A 16,317-nucleotide genomic window follows, 5' to 3' on the forward strand; every position below is an offset into this window, starting at 1 on the left:
TTATGTGGAGGAAGGGGCATTGTCGGTGGCGTCGTCGATGCAAGCATCGCCGGACGACAACATCAGGTGGCAGGCGAGCGCGACCAGCGCCGCCGTTTCGGCGCGCAAAATACGAGGCCCGAGGCTAACCGGGAAGACGAAAGGCGCTTTGTCGAGTAAGGCGACTTCATCACGGGAAAAACCGCCCTCCGGGCCGATCAGGAAGGCGCGTTCTTGCACCTCTGCGACGTTCTGCAGAGCTTGGGCGATGGGGGGCGCGGACAGGCGTTCAACGGCGGCGAACAGGGGGGGGGCGCCGACCGGCAGGCGTTCCCATTGGTCGAGAAGCTGCGCGAGGGCGATCGGCGCGTCAACGGTGGGCAGCGTCAGGCGTTCGCATTGTTCCGCCGCCTCGCGGGCCTGGGCCCGGAGGCGCGCCACGTTGACGCGGCCGACATCGGTATGGCGCGTAATCACCGGGGACAGCCGCGAGACCCCCAGTTCGACGGATTTTTCGACGAGGAAGTCGAGGCGCGCCTTTTTCAGGGGGGCGAAAATCAGGCGAACGTTCGGTTCGCGTCGTTGCCCGTGCATTTGGCGTAAAATCGCGACCTCGCCGTGGTGCTTGCCCAAGGCGGCGAGTTCGCCTAGCCATTCCCCGTCGCGGCCGTTGAACAGCGCCACCGGCGCGTTTTTTCCGGCGCGCATGACGTTTTTAAGATAATGGCTCTGTTCGTGGTCGAGGGCGACCCGCGCCCCAGCGGTGAGCGCGGTATCGACGAAAAGACGGAATTTGGGGCGCGGCGTTTGATCCATGATGGTGAGCATACATGTACTTGTTGGGGTTTTCACACGACGTTTGATGGCGTATGACTGAGGCCATGTCAAACACCGTGCACGGTCCCTCTCATCACGCGCCGAAAGCGCCTTCCGGCGCAAGCGATATTATTGACGGCGGCTGGGTCGATCGCCTCGCTCCGACGGTGGTGCGGCCCTATTTGCATCTCATGCGCCTGGATCGCCCGATCGGCGCGTGGCTTTTGCTGTTGCCGTGTTGGTGGGGTGTCGCCCTGGCTTCGCGCGGGGCGCCGGATGTTGTTGTTCTGGCGTTGTTCGCCGTCGGCGCTGTGGTGATGCGCGGGGCGGGTTGCACCATGAACGACATCGCCGATCGCAATTTCGACGGCAAGGTGGCGCGCACGGCCACCCGGCCGATTCCGTCGGGCGCGGTAAGCGTTTTTCAGGCGGGTGTTTTTTTGGCGCTGTTGTGCTTGTTGGGGCTCGTCGTCCTGGTTCAGTTCAATGCCTTCGCGATCGCTTTGGGGGCGTCGTCACTGGGGTTGGTGGCGATTTACCCGTTCATGAAGCGGGTGACCTATTGGCCGCAATTCTTTCTCGGGTTGGCGTTCAACTGGGGGGCGCTTTTGGGTTGGGCGGTGGAACGCGCAAGTCTAGGCGTCGCGCCGTTGGTGCTGTACGCGGCGGGAATCTTCTGGACCCTAGGCTACGACACCATTTACGCCCATCAAGATAAAGAGGACGACATCCTTATTGGGATTAAGTCCACCGCCTTGCGTCTGGGTAAGGCGACGGGGCGCTGGTTGATTGGCTTTTACGCCATGACGATCGGATTAATTGGCGTGGCGGGATATTTCGCCGGATTGGGTTGGCTGTTTTATGTGGGGCTGGTCGCGGCCGCCCTGCATTTGGCGTGGCAAGTGGCGACGCTGGATACCGACGCGCCGAAAAATTGCCTGCGGCGGTTTAAATCCAATCGCGATTTCGGTCTCATCGTGTTCGCGGCTATCGTTGCCGGGCGCATGTTTTCCTGAGGTCAGCCTCGGATGGCGGGTGGGGAGAACGGATGCGCGGTTTCTTTCATGGCCGCCGTGCAGCGGGCGCGTAGGGCGTCGTCGTCGATGATTCGCAAGATGAAATGCTCCAGCGCCGCGCCGGGGGCGAACATATCGCGCATCCGCGCGAGGACGCTTTTTTGATCGCGTGCGGGCCAACGCCGCCCCCGGGCCCGAAAGGCGGCCAGGGGGACGGGCTCTCCGTCCAAGGAGAGCGCCCCATGACGGCAAATATAAGCGCCAGGGGCGGTGATGCGCCGCCCCGCCGCATCGTGAAGAACGGCGTCGTCCAAAATCCGATAGGTGTAATTTACGCCCAACGCCTCGCTCAGGTGCATGCGCGCGAGTTGGTCCGCCGTCAACCAGGTGACGTAAATTTCTGCGCGCACGCCCGGGGCGGGATACAAGTTCGCCGGAATCGCGCCGTAGCGGGAAAAATGAGCGCAGTGAACGGTGTCGTAATCGTCGAGTGCGGCGCGCGTGACGATAATGCCGTCGCCTAAGGCTTCGGCGTCGAATTTACGTTCGAGCTGTTGCGGCGATGCGTTCGACCCGGCGGCGATGACGGGGCTGAGCTCCGGGTGTGCGTCGCGGTTGGGCAAAACGGCCAGAGGGCGCCATCCCGCCCGCGTTAACCGATAGGAAACGTCCGGTATGGCATAGGGGTAACCCAGGGCGCGGGCGACGCGCGCGCTATCGCGTGTTTCGTCGCGCGCCTTATCGTAAAGGTCTCGGGGCGGGCGCCGACAACCGCCCTCGGGACGGGCGCGCTCCGACGGAGAGCGGGAATCGATCATGGGGTGAAACCCTCAACGCATCCGACCATGATAACCGGATTAATGTGACAATTTTATGAAGCTTTGGTCTCTTTGTGGGATAAAACTTTAGTCGCGCCGTTCAAGCGGGTATCGTCTTTATTCGTATAGGTGGACGCGCCATGCGGAAACGATTTTTTTAAAAGACGGTAAGACGGGTGCGAGAACGGGAGGGATATCCAAATGGCAGGAGCACAACTGAGCGATATTTCGGGCATCGGGCCGAGCGCCGCGGACGTCCTGAGACAGGGCGGGTTTCTTACCGTCGAACAGGTCGCCGGCGCCACGGTGGCGGCATTGACGGCGTTGAACGGATTTGGTCCGGTCCGCGCGTCGCGGACGATTGCGGCGGCGAAGGCCGTGCTTGGCGGGGCCAAGGACGCGGCGACGTTGCGCGGTGACGCCCCGTCGGCGCGGAAAAAAACCAAATCCAGCAAGAAAGACCCTAAAAAAACAAAAAAAGATAAAAAAGCTAAAAAAGACGACAAAAAAAAGAAACCCGCGAAAAAGTCCGCAAAAAAATCAAAAAAGAAAAAGTCCACGAAAAAATAAACGCGACGTAAGCGCCTATGTTTCAGACGTGTCGAGGTAGTCGTCCGGGTCAACGGCGTCGATTTGTTCCGGGTTAAGGAATTTATCGGCGTAATCCTGATAAACCCGTTTTTCAATGAACAAAGAAAACAGGTCGGGATCGATATGCTCGTCCTTGTTCATGAACGACAAAATTTTGAGACTCTCGCTCAAGGTTTTCGCCTTCTTATAGGGTCGGTCGGCGGCGGTCAGGGCCTCGAAAATATCGGCGACCGCCATGATTCGCGCCGGAAGCGACATTTCTTCCTTTTTTAAACCGCGGGGATAGCCGGTTCCAAGCATGGTTTCGTGATGCGCCCCGGCATATTCGGGGATGCGCTTCAGGTGATTGGGGAAGGGCATTTGTTCCAGCATGACGATGGTCTGCACGGCGTGGTTGTTGATGATGTGGCGATCCTCGGGAGTTAGAGTCCCTTTGGGGATGGAGAGGTTGTAAATCTCGCCGCGATTGTACTCGTTTTCGGGTGAGGTCATGCGAAAGCCGAACGGGTTGTCCGTGCCGACGATATCGCCGTCGCGCCGGGGGAAAATGTGCTCGACTTTGTCGGCTAGGAGATATTCCCGGGCGGGCAATGGCGCGGGCGCGGTGCGCTCCATGCGCCTCAGTTCTTCGTGGGAAACGCCCAGGCGGTCGTCCAAGGTGCGCATCCAGGTGCGCTTGGCGATGGCCTCCAGGCGGGTGATTTTTTCCGCGGCCATGAATTCACCGCCGACATTGCACTCGGCGATGAAGGCGAAGTCCTCGTCAAGCCGGCGGAGTTCGTCGTCGCATTTTTGGCGCAACGCATCGACGTCGCCGCCGTTCGCGCTTTTTTTGAGAAAATCGATCTCGGCGTCGCGTTTCATGACTTCGAAGCGCATGCGGATTTCGTGAATGCGATCGTAGATGGTCTCCAGCTTGGTGGCTTTATCGACGACATATTCGGGCGTGACGACCTTGCCGCAATCGTGCAGCCAGGACGCCAAGTGCAGTTCGTACCAGTCGTCTTCGGTCATGGTGAAGTTCTCGAACGGCGGCGCGCTGCTTTCATGGGCGGCGCGCGCGATCATTTTCGCCAGTTCGGGGACCCGTTGACAATGCCCGCCGGTATAGGGGGATTTGGCGTCGATCGCCCCGCCGATGACTTGAATGAAGGCGTCGAGAAGCCGGCGTTGGGCGCAAAGCAGCAGTCGGTTGTCGAGCGCCACCGCCGCCTGAGACGCCAGCGCCTCGATCAGGGGCTGGATTGCGGTGGGGAAGGCAATCGTGCATGCGCCGTCGGGGGACTGGGCATTGATCAACTGCAGGACGCCGATGACCTTGCCTTGGTGATTTTTTAGGGGCACGTTGAGAAACGATTGAGAACGATATCCCGTCGCCTCGTCGAAACTTCGTGGTCCGGAAAAATCGAACTGCGTCGTTTGATAGGCGTCGGGTATGTTGATTGTCTTGCCCGTCAAGGCGGCGTGGGCGGCGACGATGTCGTGGTTGGGTGCGCCACTGCCGGAAGCATATAGGGGAAGAGGGGGGAAGGGAATGTCTTTGCCGGTGGTGCCGCCTTTGGCGATCCCGAGGGAATCGGTGCGCATGATTTCGAACTTTAGGAGCGCGCCGTCCGGCGTGGGGCTAAAGACCTCGCTGGGGACGCCCTCCCTGTCAAAGACGGTGTCCAGGTTGCCGCGCAAATACAAAGTGCCGCCGTCGGCATTGCACATTGCCTTGGTTTCGAGAAGAATGCGTTCCATCAGACGGTGATGGTCGCGTTCCGCCGACAAGGCGATGCCGATCTCGATCAACTTGGCGAAATCGGCCTTGTTGTATGAGGCTTCGGCTTGGGTGGATTTCGATTTTGAGGCCGCCATGAAATTTTCTACCGTTCGGCGTGGAGGTCATCCCCGGCTTTGTGTCGTTGGTTGGGTGCGCTCTTTCGTTCCCGGGTCTTCGGAAAATGAAATATATATTATAGTTAGAATTATTCTACAGACAACACGTCCTGAATCTAAAAAAGCAACCTTATGGCTCTGCCCAGATACGATGCTTTTTTTATTTCTTTCTTAAAATAAAAAAATAAAAAAATAAAATATTTCAATATATATTTTCAGATTCATATTGTAGCGATGATTGGTTAAGTGATTCTATACGGTGACGGGTGTACATAAAATGTCTTTTGATTCTTTGCGCGATTTCATGGAACGCCTGGAACGGGAAGGCCGTTTGGTCCGCGTCGGTGCGCCGGTTTCCACCGTTTTGGAAATGACCGAGATTCAAACCCGCCTGTTGGCGGAAAAAGGCCCGGCGGTGCTTTTTGAGAACGTGCTCGGCCCCGATGGGGCGTCGGCGGGGATGCCCGTTTTGGTCAACCTGTTCGGCACCGTGGAGCGGGTCGCCTGGGGGATGAACCGTGCGCCGTCCGAGCTGCGCGAGGTAGGCGAGGTCTTGGCCTTCTTGCGCCAGCCCGAACCGCCCGGCGGCTGGCGCGCGGCGTTCGACATGTTACCGTTGCTCAAGACGGTGATGTCGATGAAGCCCAAGAAGGTTTCCAAAGCGCCGTGCCAGGATGTCGTGTTGTTGGGCGACGACGCCGATTTGACCAAACTGCCGGTACAGTCCTGCTGGCCGGGCGAACCCGCGCCGTTGATCACCTGGCCCCTGGTGGTCACGCGAGGACCGGAGGGCGGCGAAAAGGGCGGCGACAAGCGCGACGATTTCAATTTGGGCATTTACCGCATGCAGGTTACCGGGCCGCGCACGACCATCATGCGCTGGCTCAAGCATCGCGGCGGGGCGCAGCAATTCGCCCGCTGGAAGAAAAAATACGACACCCCGATGCCGCTGGCCGCCGTCATCGGCGCCGATCCGGGCACGGTGTTGGCGGCGGTCACCCCGGTGCCCGACACGTTGTCCGAATATCAATTCGCGGGCCTTCTGCGCGGCGAGAAGGTTGCCCTGGTGGACTGCAAGACCGTACCCCTGAAGGTGCCCGCCGGGGCCGAGATCGTGATCGAGGGGCATGTCTCGCTTGATGAGACCGCGCCCGAGGGACCTTACGGCGATCACACCGGATATTACAACGCGGTCGAACCGTTTCCGGTCTTTACCGTCAGCGCCATCACCATGCGCAAGGACCCGATTTACATGTCCACCTTCACCGGGCGGCCGCCCGACGAACCGTCGGTCCTGGGCGAGGCCCTCAACGAGGTCTTTATTCCCCTGTTTCAGCAGCAATTTCCCGAAATCGTCGATTTCTGGCTGCCGCCCGAGGCGTGCTCCTATCGGGTTGCGGTGGTATCGATGAAGAAGGCTTATCCCGGTCACGCCAAGCGGGTGATGATGGGGGTGTGGTCGTACCTGCGTCAGTTCATGTACACCAAGTTCGTCATCGTCGTCGATGACGACATCAATGCCCGCGACTGGAACGACGTCTGGTGGGCGCTATCGACCAACGTCGATCCCGTGCGCGACGTGACCATGGTGGAGCGCACGCCGATCGACTATCTTGACTTCGCCTCGCCCGAAAGCGGCCTGGGATCGAAGATGGGGATCGACGCCACGGCGAAAATCGGGGCCGAAACCCACCGCGAGTGGGGGCGGAAAATCCGCATGGATCAAGATGTTGTCGATGAGGTGACGCGCAAATGGGAAGCCTACGGCCTGCCCGGGGCGGGCAAGCCGATCTGGAAATAACCGCCGGTTCTTTATTCCCGCCCCTATGCGCCGCCCGTGCGATGACGATATCGGCGCACGGCTCGTATTGACGCGCGGCGTGGGGCGGCCTACCTTCCGCCTTCCGCGTCCGCTTTTTGCATGCATCCGCGTGCGGCGTGTTGTTTGGTCCTTTTTTTGTGTAGGTTCGCCCCATGTCGCCCTCTCTGCCCCTTTCCGTCACGCCCCGGTTGCGCGAATTGGCGCAAAACGCCAACGCCTGGCCCTTCGTCGAGGCCCGCGCCCTGCTTAAGCATATCGGCGGGAAAACACCGGAAAAAGGCTATGCCCTGTTCGAAACCGGGTACGGCCCGTCGGGCCTGCCGCACATCGGCACCTTCGGCGAGGTGGCGCGCACCACCATGGTGCGCCACGCCTTCATGACCTTAAGCGATATTCCGACCCGCCAGTTCGCCTTTTCCGACGACATGGACGGCCTGCGCAAGGTGCCCGACAACATTCCCAACAAGGACATGGTGCGCGAACACCTGGGCAAGCCGCTGACGGCGATCCCCGACCCGTTCGGCACCCATGAAAGTTTCGGCCATCACAACAATGCCCGGCTGTGCGCCTTTCTCGACGACTTCGGCTTCGACTACGAATTCAAAAGCGCCACCGCGGAATACAAATCCGGCGCTTTCGACGCCGCCTTGCTCGGCGTTCTGACGCATTTCGACGCGGTGCTCAACGTCGTCCTGCCGACCCTGGGGGCGGAACGACGCGCCACCTACAGCCCCTTTTTGCCGATTTGCGAGAAGACCGGACGGGTGCTTCAGGTGCCGGTTTTGGAACGCAACGTAGACGCCGGCACCATCGTCTATCAAGGCGAAGACGGCCGCCGGGTCGAAACGCCGGTTACCGGTGGGCGCTGCAAGTTGCAGTGGAAGGCCGATTGGGCGATGCGCTGGGTGGCGCTTGGCGTCGATTACGAGATGTCGGGCAAGGATTTGATCGATTCGGTTAAACTGTCGAGCAAGATCGCCCGCGTTTTGGGCGGTCGTCCGCCGGTCAACCTGACCTATGAGCTGTTTCTCGACGACAAGGGCGAGAAAATTTCCAAATCCCGGGGCAACGGCCTGTCGATGGAGGAATGGCTACGCTATGCGCCGCCCGAAAGCCTGTCCTTGTTCATGTACCAAAAACCGAAGGCCGCCAAGCGGCTGTACTTCGACGTCATTCCGCGCACGGTGGACGACTATCTGGCGCACCTCGCCGCCTTTCCCGGCCAGGACGAGGCCAAGCAGCTGGGCAATCCGGTTTGGCATATTCACGCCGGAACCCCGCCCGAGGAAGACGCCCGGCTGACGTTCGGCATCCTGCTCAATCTCGCCGGCGTCTGCCATGCCGAGGACAAGGATGTGCTATGGCGCTACATCACGCGCTACCGCCCCGATGCGACGCCTCAAAACGCGCCCTTGTTGGACCGTTTGGTGGGCTACGCGGTGACCTATTATCAGGATTTCGTCAAACCCGCGGCGAAGTGTCGCCCCGCCGGGGCCGAGGAGAAGGTGGCCCTGGGCGAACTGGCCGACGCCCTTAGGGCGCTGCCCGAAGACGCCAGCGCCGAGGCCATCCAGGCCGAGGTCTACGAAATCGGCAAGCGCCACGCCTGTTTTTCCGACCTCAAGGCGTGGTTCCGGGCGCTTTACGAGATCCTGCTCGGTCAATCCCAGGGGCCGCGCATGGGCTCGTTCATCGCCCTGTACGGCATCGGCGAGACCCTGAGCCTGATCGAAAACGCCCTCGCCGACAAACACCTGGACGCCTAGCCCGCGCCGCCCCTGCGTGCGGGGCTCCCCCTCGGCGCCGGCAAAGGGGCGGTTGTATGGGAAGGCCGTATTAGGAATATTATCTTGACATCTGGCGTGTGTTGGCCTAGGATGCGCGCGCATGGTGCCCACGCTCAAACGCGTGAACGGGCCGTCCGGTTTCTTCGCATCCTCGTTTCTTCGGGGGGCTCGGCGATAACCCGTTTTTTTCCAGGCTCCCTCTTTGAGGGGGCTTCTCTCTTTTTGATGGAGGGGGATGGGACGGCGGAGTGGCGGATAACACTTTATCTTCGGCTTTGTATTGACCGGCGCGCGGCCGGCTGACGGGCGTCTTCCCGCCGCGACCTCGCGCGCCCTGAACGGAGACGTATCCATGTCGTTGTCGAGATTCGCGCCGAGCTTTTCCACGAAAGCCATTTTCCCCCGCCCGCTGAAATTTACCCGCCCGCTCGCGGCCAATACATCCGCCGATCGCACCGACGTGCGGGATGCGAAAACCCTGTTGGCCGGTCTCGGGTTCTACGCCCCGCCCGACTGGGGGGTGACCGGCTATCCCGACCGCGCCCTATTCGACGCCATCCGGGGCTATCAAAAATCGCAAGGGCTGAGCGTGGACGGGGTGATCAAGCCCGGGGGCGAGACGGAAGCGTCCTTGCGCGCGCTTCAGGAATCGGCGGGTCGGGGCGGCGTGGGCGCATCTCCGATCGAATCTGCGGACGCGATACATGCCGTCAACGGTCGTCCGGCCAAAACCATGGAGTATTCCGGGACCAGGCCGCACATCGAAGGCGCGCCGAGTTTCGGCGAGAAAGGGCGCGCCGGGGTTCTTAACCTTGCTGAACGGAAGGACGGCCGCGCCCCCGCCACGGGCGGGAATTTGGTGCGCCGGGCGGGGATAACCCCTCCCTCGCCGTCCGAACGGAAAAAGATCGCGCCGCCGCTTGATCCCTCGGATTCTCTATCCGCGGACACCACGCCCGCGTGTCCCGTGCCCGCCAATAAAAAGAATTGGATGGCCCGCCATCACCAGGAAAAAAATTGGAACGCGTTCCATGAGGTTACGAGCGCCGACAAAGGGTTGGGCGAGCGGGTGCAATACACCCTCCAGGAAATTTTCGGCCAGGAAGGCGCCATGACCTCGCGCGCCAACGGCACCACGGCAGGCATGCAGCCCGGAACGCTCAACGGCCTGATCAAGGGCGGATATGTCAAAAACATACCGCTCAACACATCCCCGCGGGACCTATCCTTGGAACAGATGCGCGATGCCTATAAGGGGTTTTTCGACGAAACGTTCAAGGCGCTGGGGGGGGTAAAAGCCCTGAACCGCATCCACGACAAACGGGCCGCCGCCGTGTTGGGCGACGCCTTGTTCAGCCACGGCACCGCTTTGGGTACACTGGCCGTTCAAAAGGGGATCAACGCGGTCCGCCCCGGCCTGCTCGGCACGCCGGACGGCATCCCCCGGGAGCAAGACGTTGCAAGCCCTCGACGCGTTGACCGCCGATCCCAAAACGCGGGACGCGACGCTGAACGCCATCGCGGACGCCCGGTGGGAGGTGGTCAAAAGCGATCCTAACTATCTTAAGACGGGGAAAAAAGGCTGGAGGGACCGCATTGATTATTACCGTCCATAGAGTCGGAGTTACCATGAATGCGAGTCTTTTATTTATGCCAATATTGGCTGGAATTATAAAGTGGATTGGTCAAATCTTGTGGCCTACCAAGGCCTGATACGGCATACCAGCCGTATTTCCCTTTACGGGCGAGGACGCTAATATTCGAGTTGAGGGACGGCTGCGTGCAGCGTTTGTAGGTAGCGTTGCAGGTTTCGATGTAGATCGCGACGTCGCCCGCTTTAATGCCGAAGACATTGAATCTCTCCGCCGGTACGTCGTAGGGCGCGAACCGGCGCACGGAAACGATGCGGTAAGCGATCTTCATCATCGTATCCGACGCGGTGAACGGTTTGCGCGTCTTGGGATCGGCCTTGCCATAGGCGATGTCTTGGAGTTTCCAGTCATGGCGTGCCTCGACCGCGACGATCGTTTCGGCCACGCACAAGGGTGTATCGACCCGCCCGATGCAGGTGCTCTCGCTCTGGGCGTCCGTTTGTCCGATGATGCGAAACCGCCCGTTGACGTCCACCATCGGCCTGCCGGAGATCTTATCGGGTGCGGCGGACGCGTCGCCGGGCGCCGCGCCCCCCGCACGGGCCGCCCCGGCGCAAAGAAGGACGACGGCGGCGGACGCGAGGAAGGTGGCGGAAGAAGGAATTTTCATCATGGCGAAATTCTCCCTTAACGTTGTCTCCGCGATGGCGGGTTCTCGGCGCGTTATTTATGCCAATATTGGCTGGAGTTATAGCGTGGGTCGGTTAGGTCTCTCTGGTCCCCGACGCCGACGACGGCATGCCAGCCGTATTTCCCTTTACGGGCGAGCACGCTGAAATCCGATTTAAGGGACGGCTGCGTGCAGCGTTTGTAGGTGGCGTTGCAGGTTTCGATGTAGATCGCGACGTCGCCCGCTTTAATGCCGAAGACATTGAATCTCTCCGCCGGCACGTCGTAGGGCGCGAACCGGCGCACGGAAACGATGCGGTAGCCGACTTTCGAGCCTATGTCCGAGGTGAACGGCTTGCGCGTCTTGGGGTCGGCCTTGCCATAGGCGATGTCTTGAAGTTGCATATCTTGGCGTTCTGTGGCCGCGACGGCCGTTTCGGCCACGCACAAGGGCGTATCGACCCGACCGATGCAGGTGCTCTCGCTCTGGGTGTCCGTTTGTCCGATGATGCGAAACCGCCCGTTGACGTCCACCATCGGCCTGCCGGAGATCTTATCGGGTGCGGCGGACGCGCCGCCAGGCGCCGCACCCCCCGCACGGGCCGCTCCGGCGCAAAGAAGGACGACGGCGGCGGACGCGAGGAAGGTGGCGGAAGAAGGAATTTTCATCATGGCGAAATTCTCCCTTAACGTTGTCTCCGCGATGGCGGGTTCTCGGCGCGTTATTTACGCCAATATTGGCTGGAGTTATAAAGTGGATTGGTCAAATCTTGTGGCCTACCAAGGCCTGATACGGCATACCAGCCGTATTTCCCTTTACGGGCGAGCACGCTAATATTCGAGTTGAGGGACGGCTGCGTGCAGCGTTTGTAGGTGGCGTTGCAGGTTTCGATGTAGATCGCGACGTCGCCCGCTTTAATGCCGAAGACATTGAATCTCTCCGCCGGCACGTCGTAGGGCGCGAACCGGCGCACGGAAACGATGCGGTAGCCGACTTTCGAGCCTATGTCCGAGGTGAACGGCTTGCGCGTCTTGGGGTCGGCCTTGCCATAGGCGATGTCTTGAAGTTGCATATCTTGGCGTTCTGTGGCCGCGACGGCCGTTTCGGCCACGCACAAGGGCGTATCGACCCGACCGATGCAGGTGCTCTCGCTCTGGGTGTCCGTTTGTCCGATGATGCGAAACCGCCCGTTGACGTCCACCATCGGCCTGCCGGAGATCTTATCGGGTGCGGCGGACGCGCCGCCAGGCGCCGCACCCCCCGCACGGGCCGCTCCGGCGCAAAGAAGGACGACGGCGGCGGACGCGAGGAAGGTGGCGGAAGAAGGAATTTTCATCATGGCGAAATTCTCCCTTAACGTTGTCTCCGCGATGGCGGGTTCTCGGCGCGTTATTTACGCCAATATTGGCTGGAGTTATAAAGTGGATTGGTCAAATCTTGTGGCCTACCAAGGCCTGATACGGCATACCAGCCGTATTTCCCTTTACGGGCGAGCACGCTAATATTCGAGTTGAGGGACGGCTGCGTGCAGCGTTTGTAGGTGGCGTTGCAGGTTTCGATGTAGATCGCGACGTCGCCCGCTTTAATGCCGAAGACATTGAATCTCTCCGCCGGCACGTCGTAGGGCGCGAACCGGCGCACGGAAACGATGCGGTAGCCGACTTTCGAGCCTATGTCCGAGGTGAACGGCTTGCGCGTCTTGGGGTCGGCCTTGCCATAGGCGATGTCTTGAAGTTGCATATCTTGGCGTTCTGTGGCCGCGACGGCCGTTTCGGCCACGCACAAGGGCGTATCGACCCGACCGATGCAGGTGCTCTCGCTCTGGGCGTCCGTTTGTCCGATGATGCGAAACCGCCCGTTGACGTCCACCATCGGCCTGCCGGAGATCTTATCGGGTGCGGCGGACGCGCCGCCGGGCGCCGCACCCCCCGCACGGGCCGCCCCGGCGCAAAGAAGGACGACGCTGAGGAGGCACACGGTGGCGAACGCAATCCCCATGGAGTAAAATAGGGCTTTTATCATCACAAACATATACCCTGATCGTGGCGACGGTAGCAAGCCGTGGACCGGGGTGTATGCGCCGGCAAGGGGGCGGCGGGTTTTCCGCCTAACCTACGCTTAAATTCATCTCCGCCAGACGCACCGGATTAAGAGGTCCCGACCCTAATGCCGGCGCGCCAGTGGTAGGCGATGCGCCACGCCAATAAAGCCGCGAGCGCCGCGCCGTGCACCATGGGCAGCGAGAGGTCGGCCTTGACCATCATGAAAAAATGAACGACTCCCAAGATTGCCGCGCCGTAGACGAGACGGTGCAGGGTCTGCCAGCGTTTTGCGCCTAAACGCCGGATCCATCCCTTGGTCGAAGTGACGGCGAGCGCCGCGGTGATAGCGAAGGCGGTCATCCCCACCGTGATGTATGTGCGCTTGACGATGTCCGCGCCGATCTCTCGCCAATCGAAAAAATGATCCAGGGCGACGTAGCTCAGTAAATGCGCGGTGATGTAAAAAAAGGCGAAAAGGCCCAGCATCCGGCGCACCCGAATCGGCCATATCCAGCCGCTGATTTGCCTCAGGGGGCTTGCCGCAAGAACGAGGATCAACGCCCGCAGCGCCCAATCGCCGAGATAGCGGGTGGTGAATTCGATCGGGTTGGCCCCCAATCCGCCGCTTGTCGCCAGATAAGTGAAATACGCCAACGGCAGCAGCGCCGCCGTGAAAACGAGCGTTTTGATGATGCGAATGCGGGTCCTGGATGAGAGGTTTGACGTCCGTAATGTGCGCACGGTTTGTTCCGGTCTTTGTTATTATTGGGTGAGGTTTGTCGGGGTTAGAAATTCTTGCTCAAATCCATGGTTCGGTACATATCCGCGACTTCCGCGCCATAGCCGTTGAACATCAGGGTTTTGCGGCGGAAGAACTCGCCGATGCGTCGTTCCTTGGCCTGGCTCCAGCGGGGGTGATCGACCCGAGGATTGACGTTGGCGTAAAAGCCGTACTCGCGGGCGGCGGATTTGTTCCATGTAGTCGGCGGCATGTCGCGGACAAGGCGAATTTTGACAATCGACTTGATCCCCTTGAAGCCGTATTTCCACGGCGTCACCAAACGAATAGGCGCGCCGTTTTGCGCCGGCATCCTTTCGCCATAGACGCCGACGGCAAGTATCGCCAGCGGGTTCATGGCTTCGTCCAGGCGTAGCCCCTCGACGTAGGGCCAGTCGAGGACGCTTCGATTCTGGCCGGGCATGCGCTTGGGATCGTACAGGGTTTCGAAGGCGACGAACTTGGCGTTCGAGGTCGGCTCGACGCGTTTGAGGATCGCGCTCAACGGAACACCGACCCAGGGCACCACCATCGACCACGCCTCGACGCAGCGGTGACGGTAGATGCGCTCCTCCAACTGATGGGAGCGAATCAGGTCCTCGACATCCACGACGCCGGGCTTGGCGACCTCGCCCTCGATGCTGACGGTCCATGGCCGTGTAATGAAATTTTTGGCGTTTTCGGCGGGATCGCTCTTGGAGGTGCCGAATTCGTAAAAATTATTGTAGGTCGTCACATCCTTGTAGGGCGTTAACTTTTCCGTTGTGGCATAGGGGCCATCGACGATCCCCGCCAACTTCTCGCCGTTACCGGCGGTGACCACGGCGCGCGCATCGGGTGCGCCGGGCAGGGTGAACGCCACCGCGCCCCCCGCGACGCCCAGCGCGGCGGTTTTGATAAACCGTCGTCGGCTTTCGAACAGCACCTGTGGCGTGACCTCGACTTCCTTGGCGTCGGAGGGTTTGCGGATGGTGATCAGCATGATTTTGATGTCCCGTTGTTATTCTTGATGGCGAAATCGCTGCGTTGGGGGTACCTTATCGGCCTTCCCGTCATGACGGAAATAACAAGCCCGTGAATGTTTCGTGCGTGGCCGTGATACGCCCTGTAGAGAAAGAGGGCCGTGGTGGGGCTTTTCCTTGTTAATAGAAGCCGGTATAACGAACGCTATATGAGAACGCTGTATCATCTTTGGTTGTCGCCGCAGTGTCGCAAGGTGCGCATCGCCCTAAGCGAAAAGAAACTCGAGTTCGACATGACCGTCGAAAACGTGTGGGAGCGCCGTCACGATTTTCTTGCGCTCAATCCCGCGGGCGAGGTTCCCGTCTTGGTCGAGGCCGACGGCGCGGTGCTTTCCGGGAGTGACGTGATCTGCGAATTTCTCGATGAAATCCATCCCGAGCCGCCGCTGATCGGCAGTGGGGCGTTGGGACGCGCCGAGGTGCGCCGCCTGTGCGCTTGGTTCGACGGTAAATTCAACCGCGAGGTCACCGAGAATCTATCCGGCGAAAAGGTGATGAAGCGTTTTTTAGGCCTGGGCGCGCCCGATTCCCTGGCGATCCGGGCCGGTCACGTCAACATTCACCACCATCTCGATTACATCGCTTACCTGGTCGAGCGGCGGCGCTGGCTGGCGGGAGATCGTTTTTCCTTGGCCGACATCACGGCGGCGGCGCATCTTTCGGTGATCGATTACTTGGGTGATGTGCCCTGGGAGGACCATGCTCCCGCCAAGGATTGGTATGTGCGCATTAAATCGCGCCCCAGCTTCCGCCCCCTGCTTGGCGATCATATCCCCGGCGTCGCCCCGCCCGCCTATTATGCCGACCTGGACTTTTAACATTGGACTCGGGATTTTTAGCGTTGGGCCCCGAGATTTTTAGCGTTGGGCCAAGTGGGCGCGGCGCAGATCGGAGAAGGTGGCCTCGCTCGATTCTCCCGGAACTCCCGGGCTAACGCGCCATTTTCTGTGCACGGTCTTCATCTTACGTTCCTGGCGCACGCGCACCAGGTTGGCGTCGATATCGACGTAACCAAAATGTTTCTGGGTTTTCGGGTCGTCCTTGATCTTTAAGTAAACCCCGGATTCATTGATGAAAATATCGCCGATTTCGGGACGGATGTCGCCCGCGTTCTCACCCTCGCCGAGGTCGAACACCACGCCGACGGCGCAATCGATCGCGATGTCGTCGGGATCGGCGTAGATCAATTGCAGGGTGTCGTCGGGGGTGGGGTCGAGGGGGACGAGATAATGGTGCATGTATTCCTTGCCGATACGATCAATCTTCAGGCAAATCACGACATCGGCGGCCGGATCGTGGGGATGATGTGTAATGACCACGTTGCCGCACGGGATGTCGAAGATTTTTTTGCGCTCGAGGGTCACGATGTCGCTCATCGGCATTCCTTTGCATTGCATGGGCTGTGGGTGCGACCGGGAAGGCGGCGCGCCCCCACCAAGGGGCGAGGCCGCCGTCACGCCCGCCAGCGTCGGTATATACGCATGTTTCGTTATATATATGGGA

16 protein-coding genes are annotated in these 16,317 nt (G+C 60.3%); 6 read left to right on the top strand and 10 right to left on the bottom strand.

Annotated features, from left to right (window positions below; translation table 11 throughout):
• The gene (locus P3M64_RS10850) at positions 1 to 807 is read right to left on the bottom strand and encodes a 16S rRNA (uracil(1498)-N(3))-methyltransferase (RefSeq protein WP_243644854.1); all 807 of its coding nucleotides are present in this window, start codon (positions 805 to 807) and stop codon (positions 1 to 3) included.
• Positions 808 to 860: 53 nt separating this feature from the next.
• Between P3M64_RS10850 and ubiA the strand changes: the two genes are divergently transcribed.
• Positions 861 to 1,811, top strand: a complete 951-nt coding sequence (ubiA, locus tag P3M64_RS10855; protein WP_132939947.1) for a 4-hydroxybenzoate octaprenyltransferase — start codon at positions 861 to 863, stop codon at positions 1,809 to 1,811.
• Positions 1,812 to 1,813: 2 nt separating this feature from the next.
• Here ubiA and P3M64_RS10860 read toward each other — a convergent pair whose 3' ends face one another.
• The gene (locus tag P3M64_RS10860) at positions 1,814 to 2,629 is read right to left on the bottom strand and encodes a hypothetical protein (RefSeq protein ID WP_132939948.1); all 816 of its coding nucleotides are present in this window, start codon (positions 2,627 to 2,629) and stop codon (positions 1,814 to 1,816) included.
• 201 nt (positions 2,630 to 2,830) lie between these two features.
• Between P3M64_RS10860 and P3M64_RS10865 the strand changes: the two genes are divergently transcribed.
• Positions 2,831 to 3,199: a helix-hairpin-helix domain-containing protein gene (locus P3M64_RS10865; protein WP_132939949.1), complete on the top strand. Its 369-nt coding sequence runs from the start codon at positions 2,831 to 2,833 to the stop codon at positions 3,197 to 3,199.
• 15 nt (positions 3,200 to 3,214) lie between these two features.
• Here the strand turns inward: P3M64_RS10865 and P3M64_RS10870 are convergent, their stop codons facing one another.
• Positions 3,215 to 5,080, bottom strand: coding sequence for an HD family phosphohydrolase (locus P3M64_RS10870; RefSeq protein ID WP_132939950.1), 1,866 nt, complete (start codon positions 5,078 to 5,080; stop codon positions 3,215 to 3,217).
• Between the two features lie 298 nt (positions 5,081 to 5,378).
• Between P3M64_RS10870 and P3M64_RS10875 the strand changes: the two genes are divergently transcribed.
• The 3 genes from P3M64_RS10875 to P3M64_RS10885 all read left to right on the top strand — a co-directional run bounded on the left by P3M64_RS10875 (position 5,379) and on the right by P3M64_RS10885 (position 10,268).
• On the top strand, positions 5,379 to 6,902 hold the full coding sequence (locus P3M64_RS10875) for a UbiD family decarboxylase (protein ID WP_132939951.1): 1,524 nt from the start codon (positions 5,379 to 5,381) through the stop codon (positions 6,900 to 6,902).
• 173 nt (positions 6,903 to 7,075) lie between these two features.
• Positions 7,076 to 8,689, top strand: a complete 1,614-nt coding sequence (locus P3M64_RS10880) for a lysine--tRNA ligase (protein ID WP_132939952.1) — start codon at positions 7,076 to 7,078, stop codon at positions 8,687 to 8,689.
• 373 nt (positions 8,690 to 9,062) lie between these two features.
• Positions 9,063 to 10,268 carry a peptidoglycan-binding domain-containing protein gene (locus P3M64_RS10885; protein ID WP_132939953.1) on the top strand — a complete coding sequence of 402 codons (1,206 nt, stop codon included), beginning with the start codon at positions 9,063 to 9,065 and terminating at the stop codon, positions 10,266 to 10,268.
• An 86-nt stretch (positions 10,269 to 10,354) separates the two neighbouring features.
• Here the strand turns inward: P3M64_RS10885 and P3M64_RS10890 are convergent, their stop codons facing one another.
• The 6 genes from P3M64_RS10890 to msrP all read right to left on the bottom strand — a co-directional run bounded on the left by P3M64_RS10890 (position 10,355) and on the right by msrP (position 14,774).
• Entirely contained in the window at positions 10,355 to 10,975 is a 621-nt protein-coding gene (locus P3M64_RS10890; protein WP_132939954.1) for a hypothetical protein, read from the bottom strand.
• A gap of 50 nt (positions 10,976 to 11,025) precedes the next feature.
• A complete protein-coding gene (locus P3M64_RS10895; protein ID WP_276157022.1) occupies positions 11,026 to 11,643 on the bottom strand; it encodes a hypothetical protein in 618 nt (205 codons plus the stop codon).
• A gap of 50 nt (positions 11,644 to 11,693) precedes the next feature.
• On the bottom strand, positions 11,694 to 12,311 hold the full coding sequence (locus P3M64_RS10900; protein WP_276157023.1) for a hypothetical protein: 618 nt from the start codon (positions 12,309 to 12,311) through the stop codon (positions 11,694 to 11,696).
• Positions 12,312 to 12,361: 50 nt separating this feature from the next.
• On the bottom strand, positions 12,362 to 12,994 hold the full coding sequence (locus tag P3M64_RS10905) for a hypothetical protein (protein ID WP_276157024.1): 633 nt from the start codon (positions 12,992 to 12,994) through the stop codon (positions 12,362 to 12,364).
• A 125-nt stretch (positions 12,995 to 13,119) separates the two neighbouring features.
• Positions 13,120 to 13,755: a protein-methionine-sulfoxide reductase heme-binding subunit MsrQ gene (locus P3M64_RS10910; RefSeq protein ID WP_243644858.1), complete on the bottom strand. Its 636-nt coding sequence runs from the start codon at positions 13,753 to 13,755 to the stop codon at positions 13,120 to 13,122.
• A 44-nt stretch (positions 13,756 to 13,799) separates the two neighbouring features.
• Entirely contained in the window at positions 13,800 to 14,774 is a 975-nt protein-coding gene (gene msrP, locus P3M64_RS10915) for a protein-methionine-sulfoxide reductase catalytic subunit MsrP (RefSeq protein ID WP_132939956.1), read from the bottom strand.
• 189 nt (positions 14,775 to 14,963) lie between these two features.
• Between msrP and P3M64_RS10920 the strand changes: the two genes are divergently transcribed.
• A complete protein-coding gene (locus P3M64_RS10920; RefSeq protein ID WP_132939957.1) occupies positions 14,964 to 15,632 on the top strand; it encodes a glutathione S-transferase family protein in 669 nt (222 codons plus the stop codon).
• Between the two features lie 39 nt (positions 15,633 to 15,671).
• On the opposite strand, the gene P3M64_RS10925 is transcribed toward P3M64_RS10920, so the two are convergent.
• Positions 15,672 to 16,190: a hypothetical protein gene (locus P3M64_RS10925; protein ID WP_132939958.1), complete on the bottom strand. Its 519-nt coding sequence runs from the start codon at positions 16,188 to 16,190 to the stop codon at positions 15,672 to 15,674.
• Positions 16,191 to 16,317 lie beyond the last annotated feature (127 nt).

Source organism: Varunaivibrio sulfuroxidans, assembly GCF_029318635.1.
In the GTDB taxonomy this organism is placed as follows: domain Bacteria; phylum Pseudomonadota; class Alphaproteobacteria; order Rhodospirillales; family Magnetovibrionaceae; genus Varunaivibrio; species Varunaivibrio sulfuroxidans.